The following is a 19,863-nucleotide window of genomic DNA, read 5'->3' on the forward strand; positions in this document are numbered from 1 at the left end:
AATCGCGAAAGCGACGATTTATAAATAATGAGAGGTGAAAGTGAATGAACAGTATTGAATTTGCAATAAAAATGGAACACGACGGCGAAAAGTATTACCGGGAACAAGCGGAAAGCAATCAGGACAACCCTTTGAATGTCATATTTTTATTTTTGGCAGATGATGAGAAAGGTCATGCGGTGCTTTTGGAAAATGAGTTAAAAAAAATAACCTATGAATTGGGCGACAATGAAACACTCTCCCATACCGACAACGTATTTAAAGACAGAGGTGAATTTAAAAATAAATTTGAAAAAATTCCCAATCAATTAGATGTCTATCGGATGGCCTTGCAAATGGAAAAAGATAGCATTGAACTGTATGAAAAATTTTTCAAAGAAACAACAGATGAACAAACGAAAAAATTATTCGGTTACCTGGTCAAGCAGGAAGAAAACCATTTTAAAATCTTTGATAACCTGATCAACCTGGTTGAACGACCAGAGGAATGGGTGGAAGATGCTGAATTTGGTGTCCGGGAAGAATACTAAAACGGATCGTTGCAAATCATTTAAGGATTAAAATAAAAAAAGATAAAGGGTTGAACTCTCTTCACAGAAGAATAGTTCAGCCATTTTGTAAAAAAAAATCCGTGACAAGTTTTAATTTATTTGATATAGTACATTGAAACTTAAATTTAATAATAATATAACAGGTGTCGGCTGTAATCAATGTATTATAAGCCGGTGAAAAGGGAAGAGGGGTGAAAATCCCCCGCGGTCCCGCCGCTGTAAGAGAAGAGTTCCTCCAGGAATGCCACCACTTTGTTGGGACGGCAGGAGGTAATGTTGACGCTTGAGCCAGAAGACCTGCCTGTTTGTATATCTCAAACTCTACGAGAGATAGAGGAGGTTTATTTTTGTACGCATTTTTGCGACCTCATTGTCTTGTTTAGAGATAATGAGGTTTTTTTGTGCAAAAATGTAAATGGAGAGTGATGGAGCAAGATGTCAAAAGTATTAGTAATAGCCGGGACAACCGATGCCAAGACAGTAATTGAGAGACTATTAGAAAAAAATTATGACGCGGCAGTGACGGTCACCACCCGATTAGGCGCTGGTATGTTGGATGAGTTCAAAAATCTGGATATTTATCAGGGCAAACTGAACAAGGAGCATATTACCCAGTTAATCAGAACACTTAAACCGACCTGTTTAATTGATGCTGCCAATCCCTTTTCGACAGAAATAACCCGCAATGCCATCAATGTCTGCAAATATGAAGCCCTGCCCTATATTCGTTATGAGCGGGAGCGGGTGAGCTATGAGGATGACCCGGACATTACCATTGTCAAGAACTATGGGGAAGCCTGTGATGTCCTGATGAACTGCGAAGGTAATATTCTGCTGACCCTGGGAAGCAATAAGATTGAGACGTTTAAAAAAATTCCCGACTATTCACAGCGGGTTTATCTGCGAGTATTGCCGGACTGGAAGGTTTTGAGCAAATGCGAAAGCCTGGGATTCAGCCCCAAAAATATTATCGCGATTAAAGGACCGTATAACGAGGCCTTAAACATCGAATTGTTCAAATATTGCCAGGCAGCGGTACTGGTGACTAAAGAAAGTGGTAATATGGGGGGCGTGGTCGACAAGATCAATGCCGCTAAAAAACTGGGAATGAAGATCATCCTCGTCGATCGGATCGAAGCGTGCTGCAACAATAAATTCAGTTCGGTGGAAGAACTGTTGAAATGTGTGGATAGAATTGATGCGGGTTGATTGTATCAGTAATCATGAAATACTGAAAGGTAAAGTCTTCAAATGGAAAATAGTTTAGGTAAATCAATCAACTTTATTAGAACCAGTGAAAAAGCCGAACATCAAGTGACACACCACCATAAAATCGGGCATAAACATGGGGAAGGATCAGCCATTGATTTTTATGCCTATGCCTCGAAGCTCCGATGCTGGAATCCTACTTTTAAGGTCGTCTTTTCTTTTTTGACGCTGCTACTGTGCATTGGGCTGAATAATCCCTTTGTGTCGATCGCGGTGATTATCGGGATGGCTTATTTAACGGTGCTAAAGGGTGGCCTGTCGCTGGCGGCATATATTTCCGTACTGATGATCCCGATTACCTTTATTATCATGGGAACCATTGCCATCGGGGTTGATTTTTCTAGCCAGCCGATCGGACAATTCAATCTTTTTCTAGGCTTTGGCTATCTATTCACCTCAGTGGACAAACTCCAGGAAATGGCGTTTCTGATGTTAAAAGTTTTCGGAGCCATCAGTGCGATGATCATGATGACCTTGTCGACACCGTCTTCTGAAATTATTGGGGTACTCCGAAAAGCCCATGTGCCGAAGTTAATTATTGAGCTGATGAACCTGATCTATCGCTATATTTTTATTTTGATGGATGTTTTTAACAACATGAGAAATTCGGCCGATTCGCGGCAGGGGTACTGCGATTTTAAAACGTCCTGCACTACCTTTGGTAGTGTCGCCAGCAATCTGCTGGTGGTTTCATTAAAAAAGGCCAATGCCTACTATACGGCCATGGAAGCGAGAGGGTATGAAGGCGATCTGATTTTCCTGGAAGATGAAAAAAAGATGCCAATGAGGCATCTGGTCATCGGCGCAGCCTTTATTATTTTTCTGATTATACTTGGGATTATGACACATTAGAAGGGATCGATTATGAGAGAACCAATACTTAAGGTTAACAATCTGCATTACAGCTATGGAAACGGTAATCCGGCACTGGACGGTATCAGTGTGGATATTTATAAAGGAGAAAAAATTGCGGTGATCGGATCCAATGGCTCCGGAAAGTCCACTTTTTTCCTCAATGCCAATGGGGTATTAAAGGCTGATCATGGGGAAATCAGCTATCAGGGTACCGTTATTAACAAAAAGAATTTACGAGAATTGCGTAAAAATATTGGCATCGTGTTTCAGGAGGCCGATAATCAGATTATTGCGTCTACAGTGATGGCAGAGGTTGGTTTTGGCCCGATGAATCTAAAATTACCGAAAGAAGAAGTCATCGAACGGGTTGAAGAGGCCTTATCCTATATGAACATCCTGGATTTTAAAGACCGGCCACCCCATTATTTAAGTGGCGGTGAAAAAAAACGTGTGACCATAGCCGATGTCATTGCTATGAAATCGGAAGTGATTATTTTTGACGAACCGACGGCAGCTCTGGATCCACTCAATGCTCAGATGCTGGAGGAGGTTTTGGTGAAGCTTGGCGAAGAAGGAAAAACCATGCTGATCTCTACTCATGATGTAGACTTTGCCTACCGATGGGCAGAACGGGCTATTGTTTTTGATCAAGGAAAGATCATTGCCGATGGGACGCCGCTGGATATTTTTAAAAATACTGGAATTCTGGAACAGGCAAATCTGAAGCGGCCAGCGATGCTGGATGTTTATGAGATGCTGGTGGAGAAAAAAATGGTAGCGGATACAAAAGACTATCCCACCAGCCCCCAGGATCTGAAGGTCTTACTGGAAAAACAATTTAAGTTCGCATGAACCATCATTGCTGATGGTTTGGAAGAATAAAAATAATTAATTAAATTATATCGATTAAGATGGTTTTGTGAGATTTGAAATGAGCGCTCAAGAGTGTCACGAACCCTTAAGATAAAGATAAAAAAAGAGGAGGAACTATGAACACAAGTTTAAACATCAGAGAAAAAAGATTCATTGCTGTTGTGGCAGCAATTGCTTTGGTATTCGGGTTTACCCCGGTAGCCAACGCTATGCACATTATGGAAGGTTATCTTCCAGTCGGTTTTTGTATTGCCTGGGGTGTCATCTGTATTCCGTTTTTGATTGCGGGTTACATGTCAATGAAAAAAACGCTTAAAGAAAATCCTAAAACCATCACGTTATTGGCAATGGCGGGAGCCTATGTTTTCGTGTTATCATCTTTAAAAATACCATCGGTCACGGGCAGTTGCTCTCATATGACCGGAACAGGATTGGGAGCAATTCTTTTCGGACCAGCTCCGATTAGTATTTTAGGACTGATTGTATTGGTTTTTCAATCAACCCTGCTTGCTCACGGTGGTGTGACAACCTTGGGAGCGAATACATTCTCGATGGCTGTTGCCGGTCCATTTGCTGCTTATGGTATTTATAAATTAGGCTTAAAATTAAAAATTAACAAACATGTGGTTGTATTTCTGGCGGCAGCTCTGGGAGATTTTTTCACCTACCTTATAACCAGTTTTCAGCTGGCACTTGCTTATCCGTCGGAAGCAGGTGGTGTTGCAGCATCTTCAATCAAATTTCTGGCCGTATTTGCACCAACTCAAATTCCGCTGGCAATTATTGAAGGGATTCTGACGGTTGTAATTATTATTGGTCTGGAAACATATGCTCAACCTGAATTAAATGATCTTGGATACCTGACTGGAGGCGTAAGATAATGACAAAGACAAAAAAAACAGTGATTGGGTTATTGATTCTGGTAGGTTTAATGATTCTTGTTCCCTTATTTGCTTTAAGAGGTGCTGAATTTGGTGGTGCCGATAATGCCGGAAGTGTTGTTGTTTCTGAAATTCAAGGTGGCGAATATGAGCCTTGGTTTACACCAATTATGGAAACCGCACTGGGGGGAGAATTGCCTGGGGAATTGGAAAGTTTATTCTTCTGTATTCAGACTGGTATTGGGGTAGGAATTATTGCCTTTATTATGGGTCGATTTGTGGAACGAAAGAAAAAAGAAGACGGACTGAGTAAAGCCAACTAGTTTCAGTATTCAGATTGACTCAATTTAATATTCAAAAGAACAGGTGTCGGCTGTAATCACGTATTATGAGCCGATTAAAAGGGAAGATGGGTGAAAATCCCACGCGGTCCCGCCGCTGTAAGAGAAGAGTTCCTCCAGGAATGCCACTGTAGTAATATGGGAAGGTAGGAGGTAATGTTGACGCTTGAGCCAGAAGACCTGCCTGTTTATGCAAAACTCTGCGAGAGACAGAAAAAGGTTTTATTTGTGTGCCGTTTTACGGGCTCATTGTCTTATTTAGAGACAATGAGCCTTTTTTTATCTAACTGATTAGAAAAAATTTTAGGAGATTAATAATGAGAAAGTTAAGACGTGTGTTGGCGTTGTGTGTCGTGATGATTGCGGGTTTATTCTGCCTGGCAGGATGCAGCAGTTTGTCGGAGAATGTGGATGGAAAGCTAGAATTTGATTCAGCAATGGAACTAAAATATGCACAGAATTTTTCAGTGGATTTTTATAAGGGTGGCTATAAAATCATTACCTTAAAAGACGGATCACGTTATCTGGCGGTTCCTGAAGGAAAGAGTGTACCAGAAAATCTTGATGCAGATCTGGTGGTGCTGCAATTGCCGTTAACCAATGTCTGTCTGGGATCAACAACCGCGGCATCGTTGATGACGGGTATTGATGCATTAGATGCCGCCACATTAACGACACAAAAAAGAGATAGTTGGTATATCGAAGCGGTCGGTGCAGCTATGGATTCGGGACAGATTACATATATCGGGAATTATGATACACCCGATTACGAAATACTGGCATCAAAACAACCGCAATTGCTGATCTATTCAGGGATGTTGGATACGCACCCCGAAGTGTCGGATAAATTCAAGGAGCTGGGTCTTAACTATATGGTGGATCGTTCATCAGATGAACAACATCCTCTAGCTCGGATTGAGTGGGTAAAACTTTTTGGGATTCTGTTTGATAAAGAAGATGAAGCTCAAACTTTGTTTGAAGAACAGGAAAAAGTTGTTGACTCAATTAACGCTAAGTCAACCGGAAAAACCGTGCTGGCGTTCTATCGCGTATCAAATGGAAGTTGTTATGTCAGAAATGCCGGAGATTATTTCGCAAAAATGATTGATTTGGCGGGTGGAAGCTATTGTCCAGGGGATCTGAAAGTGGATGAAGGTGGAACGACAAAAATGGATTCTGAAACTTTTTATCAGACGGCTGCTGATGCTGATTACATTATTTATATTGATTTCAGTTCAACAGAACAATTGACAAAGCTGGATGAGCTGGTTGCCAAAGATCCGCTTTTTGCCGATCTGAAAGCGGTAAAAAACAAAACGGTCTGGAGTACCCGGCAGGACTTCTGGCAGGTAACAGCGACACTGGGTAATATGATTTCGGATATTAATACGGCGATTACGGTAACCGATAATTCCAAAGATGATTTAACCTATCTCTATCGATTACAGTAGGTCAGTTTCAAAAATGAAAATAAGTAGAGTTGGCAAAATAGCGCATTATCAAATTGTGTTTATGCTGTTGATGCTGGCATTAATTGGAGCTTTAATCTTTAGTATCAATTCTGGTAGTGTCGATATGCCAGTCAAAGATATTTTTAAGATCATTGTATTCGGAGCACAGGAAGGCTCAGTTGAAAGTAATGTTATCTGGAAAATAAGACTGCCGCGATTAATCGCGGCAGCCATACTGGGCGGAGCATTATCAGTAGCTGGTTTTTTACTTCAGACATTTTTTAGAAATCCGATTGCCGGTCCCTATGTATTGGGAATTTCTTCAGGGTCGAAAATGTTTGTTGGCTTCACGATGATTGTTTTGATGCGGTATGTCAACGCCTTGCCATCAGGGATTATCGTGCTCGCAGCATTTGCCGGCTCGTTGGTGTCGATGGGATTTGTGTTACTGGCAGCTAGAAAAGTTTCAAACATGTCGATGCTGTTACTGGTCGGTGTGATGATTGGGTATATTTGTTCAGCATTGACTGATTTCTTTGTGAATTTTGCGCAGGAACGGGAGATTGCAAATCTGACGAACTGGTCGATGGGTAGTTTTTCAGGAATTGGATGGTCAGATATCGGGGTGATGGCAATCATTGTCTTTATTTCGCTACTTGTTGTCATGATGTTATCTAAACCAATTGGGGCCTATCAATTAGGAGAAGGATATGCACAAAGTATGGGCATCAATATCAAGTGGTTTCGGATTCTTCTGGTTTTGTTTTCAAGTCTGCTCTCAGCCACTGTGACTGCATTTGCCGGTCCCATCGCTTTTGTGGGAATTGCGGTGCCACAGATCGCAAAAATTCTTATGAATACTTCAAAACCCATTATTATCATTCCAACGACTTTTTTAGCCGGATCGGTATTCTGTGTTTTCTGTGATATCCTTGCCCGAACACTGTTTGCCCCAACTGAATTGTCGATCGGGACCGTAACAGCATTCTTTGGTGCCCCATTTGTGATCTGGTTGTTGTTAAAACAGAAAAAATAGAGAATAAATTTAGCGACAGCCAGAATTTTGTTTATTTAGAAAAAAGTACATTAAGAAACCTAAATAAATGAAGGGAATCGTATTGATTGAATGATCATTTATCAAAAGGAGGAGGGACTGAAATAATCAGTTCTGAATAGCGATGTATTTTAAAACAGATAATTTATCGGTCGGCTACGGTGGTAAGGCATTAATAAAGAACATTAATATTGGGGTCGAAAAAGGCAAAATCTTATGTTTGCTAGGTCCCAATGGCTCTGGCAAGTCGACCATTCTGAGAAGCATCTCCAAACATTTAAAAAAAATAGCCGGGACAGTTTTTATCGCCAAAGAGGATATGAACAGCTTAAATAGCGTAGAGGTAGCAAAACGCTTATCAGTGGTGTTAACCGAAAAAGTGGCACCGGAACTGATGACCTGTGAAGAAGTGGTGGCAACCGGCCGTTATCCCTATACCAATCATTTTGGAAAGCTGACTGACGATGATCACCGGATTATTGAAGAATCGATGGAGGCAGTCAGTGTTCTGGATCTGATGGATCAGGAGTTTACCCATTTAAGTGACGGTCAAAAACAACGGGTTTTGTTAGCACGAGCCATTTGTCAACAACCGGAAATCATTATCCTGGATGAACCAACTTCCTATCTTGATATCCGTCATAAAATTGAATTGTTGGGGATTCTCAGAAGTATGGCCGTAAAGCAAAATGTAACCGTCATTCTGTCTCTTCATGAAGTCGATCTGGCTGCTAAATTGGCCGACACCATTATTCTGGTAAAGGATAATACAATATTCGGGTCGGGTTGTCCGGAAGATGTATTAAATGATGGTGTCATTAAAACACTCTATGGTATTGAAGCCGGAAGCTTTAATATGTTGATGGGAAGTGTGGAATTGCCGAGAACCTGCATGTCGGACTCCCGGGTGTTTGTTTTCGGCGGGGATGGCTATGGGACACGATGCTACCGGGCGCTGCATAAAAGCGGTATTTCATTTTGTACTGGGGTTTTGTACCACAATGACGTGGACTATCAGGTGGCGATGAGTCTTGCCAGACAGACGATTTTTGAAAAGAGCTTCCGCCCAATCAGTGATGTGATTTATGAACAGGCCTGCAAAGCGATGCTGAAATGTGAGGTTATCATCGATACCGGATTTGATCTGGATGGCGAGACCAATCGGAACCGGCAGCTTTTAGAACTGGCTTATAACACCAATAAATCCATTTTGAGCTTGCGTAAGCAAACGCTGAAAAGCAAAGCGGAGGTTCAACAATTTGAAACGATTGGAGCTATGATCAATAGCGAAAAATTAAAGCTTGATTCGGATGAAATGAGCAGCATCAGCTTGTGTAGTTAAGGAAATAAAAAAATGGCAAGTGCGAAACTGAACGAGAAGCGTGCAGCACTTTCGCAATAACCTGAAATAAAAACTAAAAAGGAGTGACATTAAACGTGAAAACAAATTTATTGAAGAAACTTGGTGTTGGAATGTTGGCATTAATGCTGACAGTTTTGGTGATGGGCTGTGCAAATAATGGCAAAACAACCAGTGAGGGTGGTAATGACATGTTGAAACTGGATTATTCCACTGCCTTTAGTGTTGAATATCTGGATAATCAGGTCAAAAAATTAACCGATGCCGATGGTCGCATTATTATGATGGTTCCTGAAGGAAAAAAAGTTCCCGATGAATACCAGGATGCTGACGTGATTATTGAGGGCAAGCTGGATCGTGTGATGCTGGCTTCGGCGACTCAAGGCTGTATGATGCGGGCACTGGATGCCGTTGACTTTATTAAAGCCGTGACCACCAAACAGGAATCATGGACGATTGCTGAAATTGCTGATGCCATGAAGGCCGGAACAATCACTTTTGTTGGTGACAATAAAGCACCAGACTATGAAATGATCAAGTCACTTGATCCCGAGCTGGTATTAGTATATTCGGGTGATTACGGTCTCCAGGATATGATGGCAAAATTTGATGAACTGGGAATTAACTATGCCGTGTGCAACGAGTATACCGAAGAAGATCCCCGCGGTCGGATGGAATGGATTAAATTCTATGCCGCCTTCTTTGACAAAGAGGATAAGGCAGTTACCTTTTTTAATCAGGCGGTGAAGAACATTGAGACAACCGTTAAAGATGCAAAGAAAACTGAAAAACCCAAGGTGGCTTGGGCGATGGTATCCAGTGGCAAGGTTTATATTGCCGAGAATGATTCCTATGTGGGAAAAATGATCGAAATGAGCGGCGGCGACTACGTGTTTAAGGATATGGCGGCTGGAAGCGGCGGCATTACCCTGGAAGAATTTTATGCGACCGCCAAGGATGCGGACATTCTAATTTACTCATCGCTAGAACAGTACTCACCAACACTGGACTCGGTGGTCTCCCAATCGCCAATTCTGGCGAACTTAAAGGCCGTTCAGGATGGTCAGGTCTGGTGTCTGGGAAAAGATTTTTATCAGTCCATTGATAAAACCGATGAAGTAATCAGCGACCTGTTCGCGATCTTCCATGGCGATGGAATAACTACACATTTTAAAAAATACTGATGCTAAAAGAAATGAAAACGGATAATTTTAATGACCAGATGACCACAGAATTAGAAAAACTAAACAGAAGATCGGTATTGCTGATGGGATTATTGGCAGTGGCGGTGGTTCTAACCTTTTCTTTCTGTGTTGGATTTGGATCACTTAAAATAGGACTGGATGAACTGATAAAAATAATCTTCCGTTTTGGTGACTATGACCCGGTTTTGAGTGAAATTGTCTGGGACATTCGATTTCCCCGCACAATCGGGGCATTGCTGGGGGGGGCAGCCCTGGCAGTGGCCGGCATTATGCTCCAGGTGTTCTTTCGAAATCCGATTGTTGAACCGTTTGTCTTAGGGATCTCATCAGGTGCGGTGCTCTGCGTCGCTCTTGTCATGCTGGGGGGGATTAGCCTCGGTTTTGGGGCCGTATCACCAATGGGATTATTCCTGGCCGCCCTGCTGGGATCTTCGGTTGTGATGATCGTGGTGCTGATGTTTGCGACCCGGGTAAAGGATGTGGTGTCGCTGTTGGTGATCGGGTTGATGATGGGTTATATCTGCAGTGCCGTCACCAGTGTCTTACAATCATTTGCCGAAAAGGAAGCGCTGCAGGGCTTTGTCGTGTGGACACTGGGAAGCTTCTCCGGATTTACCTGGGCAAGTGTTCGGATTATTGTGGCGTTATGTATTCCCATCTTCGGCTCACTGGTGTTTTTAGTCAAACCGCTTAATGCTTTTTCGATGGGGGAAGAGTATGCCATGAGTATGGGTGTCAATATAAAACGGTTTCGCATTTTTTTAGTGGCCATTACCAGCATTCTGGCCGCCGTGGTGACAGCCTTTGCCGGACCGGTGGGATTCATTGGTCTGGCGATCCCACATCTGGCCAGGCTGTTATTTAAAACCGCTGATAATAAAATACTGGTGCCGGGATCGATTCTGATGGGGGGGAGTGTTACTGCCTGCTGTGACCTGATTTCTAGAACGATTCTGGCTCCGGTTGAACTGCCCATTAGTGCGGTGACGGCGTTTATTGGTGCTCCGATTGTGATTTATTTGATAATGAAAAGGAGGACAAGTCTATGATTGCCTTAAAAACAGAAAACCTGAAAGTCGGCTATGGTAAAAAAGTGGTGGTGGACGCGGTTGATATTTCTGGCTTCAGAGGCCAGGTGCTCTGTCTGCTGGGTCCTAATGGCGCTGGAAAAAGTACAATTTTAAGAACCTTATCGGGTCTACTGGATCCCCTTGACGGGGTGGTTTATGTTAATCAGGAAAAACTGCTGGATAAAAAGAAGAAAGATCTGGCCAAAGAATTGTCGGTGGTCTTAACGACAAAGTTCTCGGCCGGAATGATGAGGGTTTACGACGTGGTGTCGATGGGACGTTATCCCTACACCAGTCGGCTGGGAAAACTGACCAGTCACGATCATCAGCTGATTCAGGAAGCCCTGATTACCGTCAATGCCGATTATCTGGCAACCCGTAATTTTGAGGAGCTCAGCGATGGCGAAAGACAAAAAGTGATGGTCGCAAGAGCTCTGGTTCAGGAGCCGGAGGTGATGATTCTGGATGAACCAACCAGTCATCTGGACATCCGGCATCAATTGGAATTAATCGATATCCTCAAAAATTTGAGCAAAGAAAAGAATATTACCATTATTTTATCCCTTCACGAAATTGATCTGGCCTTAAAAAGCTGTGAAACGGTGTTACTCGTTCGTGACAACCACATTGTTGGTTATGGTGCCCCCGAAGATATGGTTAATGAAGAAACCATCAGTCAGCTCTATGGGATAAAAAATGCCGGTTACAATAACCTCCTCGGTTCCATCGAAATTGCCAACAGCGGCGAGCCCACGGTTTTTGTGGTCGCCGGAAATGGCACCGGGATTCCGATTTATCGGTTATTGTCCAAACATAATATTGGCGCCATGACTGGCATCATTCACGAAAATGATGTCGATTACGAGGTCGCCCGAACCATGGGGTTGACCATCAAAAGTGCCTTTGCCTTTGAAGAGATTGATGATGTCACTTATTTGGGTGCTAAAAAGATGATTGACCGGATTGATACGGTGATTGATTCAGGGTTTCCAGTTCGAGAAATGAATCGGAAGAATCTGGAGCTCATTCGCTATGCCATTTCAAAAGGCAAAAAGGTGATCACCTTTCGGCCCGAAGAAGAGCGCCGACACTATTTCGGTGGGCAAGAAAAACAGATGTTTTCATGCCATCAATCATGTGACTTTTTTAAACATTTAAACACCACCGCAATGCCAGTGGAAAAACTGGGGAGCATCTTGTAATGAGATGGAAGGAGAAAGGTATGCAGATTTTTACACTACCAACGGGTGAGGGTGTTTATCGCTATCAGAAGAGCATCGTCATACCCTTTAACGGAAAACGAAAGGTTTTATCAACAGCCCACCGGAACGGCGGCTATTCTGAAGAACTGAAGGCAGTATTTAATCATGATGCCACCCAGGGTGCTGGTGTGGCTTGTACTCTCCGGGCTGACACTTATCAGGAACACATGAAGATTATTACCGAAGAACTGGGCTTGGATGCCGATTATACCGTAGGCATTACGACAGCCGCAGCGATGGAAAATGTGGCTATTAAAACTGCTTCCTATCAGGACTTGAGTGTGACTGCCATAGTAACTGGTGGGATTGAAGTCAATGGTGGTCGGGTAGGTGATCCCACCACCTGGCATGAAGTCAATGGAAAGCATCATGAAATCAAACCGGGGACGATTAATATTATTCTCTATATCGATGGCAATATGCCGGCTGAGACTCTGACCCGGGCGCTGGTCACCTGCACCGAGGCAAAAACTGCGGCAATTCAAGAGCTGATGCTGGGAAGTATGTATTCCCGGGGATTGGCCACTGGTTCGGGAACCGATGGAACCATCTTGATTGCTAACGGAGAAGCCCCGGATTATTACCAGTTTGCCGGTAAACACAGTAAACTGGGGGAACTGATCGGTTTAGCGGTTAAACCAGCCGTAAAAGAAGCGCTCTTTTTACAGACGGGTGCTAGCCCCGAGCAGCAATTCAGCATTTTAAGACGGCTGCAGCGATTTGGCATCAATCTGGATCGGATCTGGGATCAGTTTAAAACAGGGAATGATTTAGCCAAGCCGGAATTTGTCTGCTACCTGGAAAAACTGGATAAAGAACCTCAGCTGGTTGTTCTTATCTCTCTCTATGCCCATCTTTTAGACCAGTTCGATTGGGATCTGATTAACATGGAACAAACAGCTTCTGAAGCCGAGCAGATATTAAAACGGATGAATCCACAGTTGGCAGGGTTTAATGGCATTGACTGGCAAGGCATCACAAAAGAAGGTTTCATCGAAGCGATGGGGCAGAAGATGACGGATTGTTTAGTTGGTTTATTGGAGGAGCGCTCATGTATCGGATAACATTTATTCATTCACCAATGGATCATACCTATAATCTGAAAGAAGCCGTTAGGATTTTTGAAAGTGCAGGGCGCAACAACATTAAAATTAAAGAGGAAATGGAAATTGCTGTCAGCTTTCTTACCAGCAGCAAGCTGGATGATTCCAGCGAAGAATTCGATGCGGCCTTGGAAGAACTGGAGAGTGCCGATTTCATTCTCATCTTTATCCATGCCGGACTCACCCAATTCAAGAGCTTTGCACCCTTGATGGAGCGATTTGAAAACAAGAAACGCTTTTTTATCTGGTCAGGCTGTGATGAAGAAAACGTCCTTGCCTTAAAAAAATCCGGTATTTCCCCCTGGGAACATGGCGAGATTCAGAAATATGCCCTGGATACCAGTACTGAAAACTGCATTAATCTGATCAAATACTTGGGGGCTTATTATGGCTCGCTTAACATCGAGTACGGCGAGCCCCGCCATTCCAACTGGGAAGGCATTTATTGCCCGGGTAAAGAAGCAAGCAAAGAACAAAGCATTGAAACCGCCCTTGAAGAAGCCCGGGCAAGCAAAAAACCGGTGGTCGCTATTCTAATGTACAGCAAATTGGTACAGGAAAACAATTTAGAACACATTGATGCCCTGATCGCAGAAGTCAAAAAACAGGGTGCCTATCCGCTGGCGGTATTTTCGTCTTCGGCTCCCAACCCGGCGATTGGCTGTTTAGGCTTCAAATGGGTAGTGGATCATATTTTTACCACTGCCGGAATCGCAAATGTCGATGTGATCATTAATACCATGAGCCATTCCCAGAGTATTTTATCAGATCCCGGGGATGGCACCAAAACAGTGGAAAAGAGCATTTATCAGGCCATCGATGTACCGGTGATTAAGGCTCTGACCACCTTCCAGAGCTATGAAAACTGGTGTGGAAATTTACGCGGAATTGACGCCATGTCCTTTCCGGGAAGTGTTTACTATCCGGAGTTTGACGGCCAGATTATGTCGTTTACGATTGCCTACTCAGTTTTTGTCAGAGATGAAATTGGCGATAAAACCATTAACCGACCGATAGCGGATCGGGTCGTCAATGTCTGTGAACTGGCCCTTAATTGGGCAAGGCTGCGGAAAAAGGAGAATATTGATAAAAAGATTGCCATCCTCTTTCACAATATGCCACCCCGAAATGATATGATCGGTTGTGCTTTTGGTCTGGATTCACCTCAAAGTGTTTTTGACATGGTAAAAGCCTTGGTGGCCGATGGCATTACAACCGAATACGACTTTGAAGGCGGCGATGAGATTATCCAGAGAATCATCGATGCGGTCAGCAACGACACCCGCTGGTTATCGGCCGAACAGGCCATTAAGCGCAGTGTGGCGGTGATTGATAAGCGTGATTACCAGCCCTGGTTTAAGGCGCTGGAGAGCAAAGCTCAGGACGAGATGATCCGGGATTGGGGCGATCCACCCGGCGAAAACATGGTCTTTAAGGATCAGATGCCGGTGCCGGGAATTCTCAATGGCAACATATTTATCGGTCTTCAGCCGGCCCGGGGCTATGAGGACAAGGCCGAAGCGGTTTATCATAGTACCGATATTGTGCCACCTCATCAGTATATTGCCTATTATAAATGGCTGAAAAATGGCTTTAAGGCCGATGTGGTGATTCATGTGGGAACTCATGGCACTCTGGAGTGGCTGCCGGGCAAAGAAATCGGGTTGTCGGCAGCTTGTTATCCTGATATTGCCATTTCTAACCTGCCCAATCTATACCCTTACAGCATTACCGTCGAAGGTGAAGGCATCCAGGCCAAGCGGCGGTCTTATGCGGTTATCCTGGATCATCTGATTCCCTCCATGGCGCAGAGCGGCAGCTATGACGAGATGGAAGAGCTGGACGACCTGATCAAACAATATTACCGGGCAGTTAGCACCGATCAGGGAAAAACCGCTTTTGTTCAGAAAAACATCGAAACCATTGTGATTGAACAAAATTATCTCGCTGACTTAAATATCAGCCAGGACGAGATGGAAGCAGATTTCCCGGTGTTCGCAGAAAAACTCCATACCTGGGTGGAAAGCATTAAGAATACCCTGATTAAAGACGGGCTCCATATTTTTGGACAGGTGCCGCAAGAGGAACGGCTTTATCAATTGGTTTGCGCCCTACTGCGGTTATCCAATGGAAAGATTCCTTCGTTAACCCAGGCAACAGCCAAAGCGATGGGGATGGATTATGAATTTCTGAAAAATGATCCCCAGCATCGGGATGCCGAAGGGGTCACCAACTTGATGAGATTTAATGAAATTGAAGCTAGCAGTCGGGAGCTGGTTCGGGACTACTTACAACAGAAGGCAGAATCAGACGCCATTGACGACCACATCAAAAATTATTTTAAAGCAGCTAATCTGGCTGATCTGGTTGATTTAAAAAAGGTCTTCAAATTTATGAAAAATACCCTGATGCCAAAGCTTTCCGCCACCACCGATGAAATGACCAATCTAGTCAAGGGCGTCAATGGCGAGTTTGTCCCGCCTGGGGGATCAGGAGCGCCCACCCGGGGACGAGTCAGCATACTACCCACCGGGCGCAATTTTTATGCCATTGATCCGGCGGCGGTGCCGACCCGGGCAGCCTGGGAGGTTGGTAAACAACTGGGTCAAAAAATGATCGACCGCTATTTAGAAGACGAAAAGTGTTATCCCGAAACCATGGTGATTGTGGTCTATGCCGGCGAAACCATGAAGACTTCCGGTGATGATATTGCTGAAGTCTATTATCTGCTGGGAGTGAAACCCAAGTGGCTGGAAAATTCAGACCGGGTGATTGGGCTGGAGGTCATCCCTACTTCCGAACTGGGCCGACCGCGGGTGGATGTGACGTTGCGGATTTCCGGGTTGTTTCGGGACACCTTTCCCAATCTGATTGAATCGGTGGAAGAGGCGGTTAACCTGGTGGCCAGTCTGGATGAAAGCGATGAAGAAAACTTCATCAAACGTAATTTTCAAAATGAGGTAAGAGAGCTGATTCAAAACGGTGCCAGCATTGAAACCGCCCAGGAAGAAGCGGGGCTGCGGATCTTTAGTGATCCCCCAGGAACCTATGGCGCTGGGGTGACCCAATTGATTAATAGCAAGAACTGGGAAGACTTTACAGATCTGGGCAAGATATATACTTTTTGGGGCGGCCATGCCTATGGCAAAAAAGTCCATGGCAAATGCGTCACTGAGGTTTTTGCCCGAAGATTGTCCAAGGCGCAGATTACTATAAAAAATGAATCCTCGATGGAAATTGATATGCTGGAGAGTGATGATTTTTATAATTATCACGGTGGCCTGATCGCGGCAGTCCGTACCGCTTCTGGGCAGAAACCCCGTTCCTATTGCGGTGATAGCAGTGATCCCGCGCGGGTTGCACTTAACAATGTTAAAGAACAAACCGCCAAAATCATGCGCTCGCGGATCTTAAACCCCAAGTGGTTTGATGGCATGAAGGAACATGGCTACAAGGGTGCTCAGGAGATATCGGGAATGGTGGACTTCGTCTTTGGCTGGGATGCCACCGCAGATATTGTTGAAGACTGGATGTATGAAAAAATAACCGAAAACTTCCTCTTCAATGATGAGCGCCGGGAATGGATAAAGGACGTCAATCCCTGGGCCATCCAGAACATGACCGAACGGCTGCTGGAGGCGGCTCAGCGAGGGATGTGGGAGGCAAAAGCAGAAAGCCTGGAAAAACTGCGGGCTATCTATATGGACATTGAGGGGGAGATGGAAAAATTTAGTGAATAAGTTAGTGAAAAGATCGAGGGGTAACAAAAAATGTTTGTTTGGAATTGCGAAAGTGCCGTGAGCGTTGCGGACAGTTTTGCAATTATCGGAGAATTAAAAGGGTTAAGAGGAAGGGAAACAAATGCTTGAAATAATTGATTTGACAAAAAAATATAAAAATCTGACAGCGGTTGATGCGCTTAATCTCACCATTGCGGATGGGGAGTTTTTTGGGCTGTTGGGGCCTAATGGCGCTGGCAAAACAACAACCGTGAGAATGATCAGTACCCTGACACCAAAAACAAGTGGAGATATTGTGATTGGTGGAGAAAGTATTGATCGGAATCTGATTTCGATCAAAGCAAAGATTGGGGTCGTGCCGCAGCAGAATAATTTGGAAAATGAAATGTCAGCCTGGGAGAATCTGGAAGTACACGGGATGCTATATAAGATGCCCAAAGAAAAGCGACGCCAAAAAATTGATGAAATGCTTGAGTTTACCGAACTCACAGAACGCAGAGATGATTTAACCAAGAATTTTTCCGGCGGGATGAAGCGCAAGCTGATGATCGCCAGAGCCCTGCTTCACGAGCCGGAACTACTGCTTCTGGATGAACCGACAGTGGGGCTTGATGCCGCCGCTCGTCGAAAAATGTGGGATTTGCTAAAGCGGTTGAAATCAAAGGGACTAACGGTGTTGCTGACCACCCACTATATCGAAGAGGCCGAGATCCTCTGTGATCGGGTCGGTCTTATTGATAAGGGGAAACTGCTGAGACTGGACGCTCCAGCTAATTTAATCGAAGAGGTCGGCAAGGTAACGGTGGAATATTTTGCTGACGGAGAAACCCATGAAGAATTCTTTCCGACCCGAGAAAAAGCCAACGAATATGCCGGCTCTCTGGAAGGTGATGTCCGGATTCGTCCCTCAAACCTTGAGGATGTCTTCTTAAAATTCACAAACAGAAGGGTGGAATCATAATGAGTGGATTATACGGTATTCTCTGGCAGGAGTTTGTTGTTTTCAAACGAAAATTTGTGGCGACTAGCATCAGTTTTTTGATTTCACCGGTTCTTTATCTGGTGGCCTTTGGCTGGGGATTGGGCAGTGGGGTTGAAATCGGTGGGGTCTCTTATATGGCCTATATTATCCCGGGGATTATTGGGATGAGCACGATGATGACCAGTTTTAACAACACCGCCAATACCATTAATATTTCCAGAATTTTCTACAAGACCTTTGAAGATTATATGATCTCGCCGATAAATATGACCGTCTATGCATTGGGAAAAATCATATCGGGGGCATTCTATGGTATTTATTCGGCCACCCTGATTATTATCATGGTATCAATTTTCACCAATGATCTGGTGATTACACCTTACTTCATTGTGATTGCGCTGTTAAACTGTTTTGTTTTTTCAGCTTTGGGCTTTTTAATTGGACTGCTGGTTAATTCCCATTCGGATATGGCCAAATTCACCAGCTTTGTGATCACACCGATGTCATTTCTATGCGGAACTTTTTTTCCCATTGACAAGATGCCGGAAGTATTAAAATGGATTATTTACCTGTTGCCCTTAACCCATACTAATCTTGCCTTACGGACGACCGGTGAATCTTCCCAGCAAATGGCGCTCCACGCCGGTATTCTGGTTGCCTATCTGGTGGTGCTGTTTGTTCTGGGAGCGCGGCATTGTAAAACCGTTGAATAAAATGGTAACGACAAACTAAAATGAAGTTGTGGGCATAATTAGATAAAATATTAAAATAAAAGAGGATACAACGTGAAAAATAAAAATATTATCTATCCATTTACCGGAATCGTGGGTCAGGAAAAGATGAAAAAGGCTTTGATTCTCAATATCATCAATCCCCTTTTGGGCGGGGTATTAATTAGAGGGGAAAAGGGCACGGCCAAATCCACCGCGGTTCGGGCACTGGCTGATTTACTGCCAACCCGAAGCCAGGTGGATGGCTGCGCCTTTGGCTGTGATCCCCGGGAACCAGCCAATATGTGCAGTGACTGTCTGGAAAAATATCAGTATCAGCAGACCTTTGTGGAGGTTTTTGGCCGCATGAAGGTGGTGGATCTGCCGGTCAGTGCCACCGAAGACCGGGTGGTGGGGACCCTGGATATTGAACACGCCATCAAAAAAGGCGAAAAGAAGTTTGAACCGGGGATTCTGGCGCAGGCCAACCGGAACATTCTTTATGTCGATGAGGTGAATCTGCTGGATGATCACATCGTCGATGTGTTGCTGGATTCAGCAGCCATGGGTGTCAACACCATTGAGCGGGAAGGGGTGTCTTTTTTTCATCCCTCGCGGTTTATTCTGGTGGGCACCATGAATCCCGAAGAAGGGGATTTAAGACCCCAGCTGCTGGATCGGTTCGGGATGGTGGTGGACGTGATCGGCGAACGAAATCCCGAGCAGCGGATTGCTGTCATTAAAAACAGACTGGCTTATGAACAGGATAAGGAAGCCTTTGCCAACCACTTTACGGCGGACCAGCAGGATCTGCGCGAGCGCATTCTCAAAGCCAAGAAACTGCTGGAAAAGGTCAGCTATCGTGATGAAGTGCTGGAGATGGCGGTGAACATCAGCATCGAACTGGACGTGGATGGTCATCGAGCCGATATTGCCATGATCAAAACCGCCATGACCATTGCCGCTTTTAATGGCCAGACCGAGGTTGCCCCGGCCGATATGCGAGAAGCCGCAGAGCTGGTCTTGCCTCACCGCTTGCGTCGCACGCCATTTGAAGAAGGCGTCTACAATTTTGATAAGGTTGAGCAGATTATCAATGCTGTTGGGAGCGCTCGAGATGCCGTCATATAATCAGTTGCGGGACAGTGACCCCGGG

General features: G+C 44.4%; 17 protein-coding genes and 2 riboswitches. All 17 genes read left to right on the plus strand.

What is annotated here, in order from left to right; all coding sequences use genetic code 11:
* Positions 1-44: 44 nt before the first annotated feature.
* Complete coding sequence (locus tag Q7J41_RS07900) at positions 45-530, plus strand: ferritin family protein (RefSeq protein ID WP_304886899.1); 486 nt, start codon at positions 45-47, stop codon at positions 528-530.
* 145 nt (positions 531-675) lie between these two features.
* Positions 676-871, plus strand: a riboswitch (cobalamin riboswitch).
* A gap of 115 nt (positions 872-986) precedes the next feature.
* Entirely contained in the window at positions 987-1,760 is a 774-nt protein-coding gene (gene cobK, locus Q7J41_RS07905; RefSeq protein WP_304886901.1) for a precorrin-6A reductase, read from the plus strand.
* Positions 1,761-1,802: 42 nt separating this feature from the next.
* A complete protein-coding gene (cbiQ, locus tag Q7J41_RS07910) occupies positions 1,803-2,672 on the plus strand; it encodes a cobalt ECF transporter T component CbiQ (RefSeq protein ID WP_304886903.1) in 870 nt (289 codons plus the stop codon).
* A 12-nt stretch (positions 2,673-2,684) separates the two neighbouring features.
* A complete protein-coding gene (locus Q7J41_RS07915) occupies positions 2,685-3,527 on the plus strand; it encodes an energy-coupling factor ABC transporter ATP-binding protein (protein WP_304886905.1) in 843 nt (280 codons plus the stop codon).
* A gap of 137 nt (positions 3,528-3,664) precedes the next feature.
* Positions 3,665-4,429, plus strand: a complete 765-nt coding sequence (locus tag Q7J41_RS07920; protein WP_304886907.1) for an energy-coupling factor ABC transporter permease — start codon at positions 3,665-3,667, stop codon at positions 4,427-4,429.
* Positions 4,429-4,752, plus strand: a complete 324-nt coding sequence (locus tag Q7J41_RS07925) for an energy-coupling factor ABC transporter substrate-binding protein (protein ID WP_304886909.1) — start codon at positions 4,429-4,431, stop codon at positions 4,750-4,752. The genes Q7J41_RS07920 and Q7J41_RS07925 overlap by 1 nt, the downstream gene beginning before the upstream one ends.
* Positions 4,753-4,776: 24 nt before the next feature.
* A riboswitch (cobalamin riboswitch) is annotated at positions 4,777-4,973 on the plus strand.
* Positions 4,974-5,087: 114 nt separating this feature from the next.
* Positions 5,088-6,221: an ABC transporter substrate-binding protein gene (locus Q7J41_RS07930; protein WP_304886911.1), complete on the plus strand. Its 1,134-nt coding sequence runs from the start codon at positions 5,088-5,090 to the stop codon at positions 6,219-6,221.
* A 13-nt stretch (positions 6,222-6,234) separates the two neighbouring features.
* Positions 6,235-7,257 carry an iron ABC transporter permease gene (locus Q7J41_RS07935; protein WP_304886913.1) on the plus strand — a complete coding sequence of 341 codons (1,023 nt, stop codon included), beginning with the start codon at positions 6,235-6,237 and terminating at the stop codon, positions 7,255-7,257.
* A gap of 142 nt (positions 7,258-7,399) precedes the next feature.
* Positions 7,400-8,617 (plus strand): ABC transporter ATP-binding protein, encoded by a 1,218-nt coding sequence (locus tag Q7J41_RS07940; protein ID WP_304886915.1) that lies wholly within the window; start codon positions 7,400-7,402, stop codon positions 8,615-8,617.
* A 95-nt stretch (positions 8,618-8,712) separates the two neighbouring features.
* Entirely contained in the window at positions 8,713-9,819 is a 1,107-nt protein-coding gene (locus Q7J41_RS07945; RefSeq protein WP_304886917.1) for an ABC transporter substrate-binding protein, read from the plus strand.
* A gap of 11 nt (positions 9,820-9,830) precedes the next feature.
* The gene (locus tag Q7J41_RS07950) at positions 9,831-10,889 is read left to right on the plus strand and encodes an iron ABC transporter permease (RefSeq protein ID WP_304886919.1); all 1,059 of its coding nucleotides are present in this window, start codon (positions 9,831-9,833) and stop codon (positions 10,887-10,889) included.
* Positions 10,886-12,112 (plus strand): ABC transporter ATP-binding protein, encoded by a 1,227-nt coding sequence (locus Q7J41_RS07955; RefSeq protein ID WP_304886921.1) that lies wholly within the window; start codon positions 10,886-10,888, stop codon positions 12,110-12,112. Before Q7J41_RS07950 ends, Q7J41_RS07955 begins: the two co-directional genes overlap by 4 nt.
* 20 nt (positions 12,113-12,132) lie before the next feature.
* Positions 12,133-13,236 (plus strand): adenosylcobinamide amidohydrolase, encoded by a 1,104-nt coding sequence (locus Q7J41_RS07960; RefSeq protein ID WP_304886923.1) that lies wholly within the window; start codon positions 12,133-12,135, stop codon positions 13,234-13,236.
* A complete protein-coding gene (gene cobN, locus Q7J41_RS07965) occupies positions 13,224-17,015 on the plus strand; it encodes a cobaltochelatase subunit CobN (RefSeq protein ID WP_304886924.1) in 3,792 nt (1,263 codons plus the stop codon). The genes Q7J41_RS07960 and cobN overlap by 13 nt, the downstream gene beginning before the upstream one ends.
* 121 nt (positions 17,016-17,136) lie before the next feature.
* Entirely contained in the window at positions 17,137-17,976 is an 840-nt protein-coding gene (locus Q7J41_RS07970; RefSeq protein ID WP_304886925.1) for an ABC transporter ATP-binding protein, read from the plus strand.
* The gene (locus Q7J41_RS07975; protein WP_304886927.1) at positions 17,976-18,710 is read left to right on the plus strand and encodes an ABC transporter permease; all 735 of its coding nucleotides are present in this window, start codon (positions 17,976-17,978) and stop codon (positions 18,708-18,710) included. Before Q7J41_RS07970 ends, Q7J41_RS07975 begins: the two co-directional genes overlap by 1 nt.
* A 72-nt stretch (positions 18,711-18,782) precedes the next feature.
* Positions 18,783-19,838 (plus strand): ATP-binding protein, encoded by a 1,056-nt coding sequence (locus tag Q7J41_RS07980; RefSeq protein ID WP_370650999.1) that lies wholly within the window; start codon positions 18,783-18,785, stop codon positions 19,836-19,838.
* Positions 19,839-19,863: the final 25 nt, after the last annotated feature.

Origin of the sequence: Acetobacterium sp. (assembly GCF_030652775.1) — a bacterium.
Lineage (GTDB): Bacteria > Bacillota > Clostridia > Eubacteriales > Eubacteriaceae > Acetobacterium.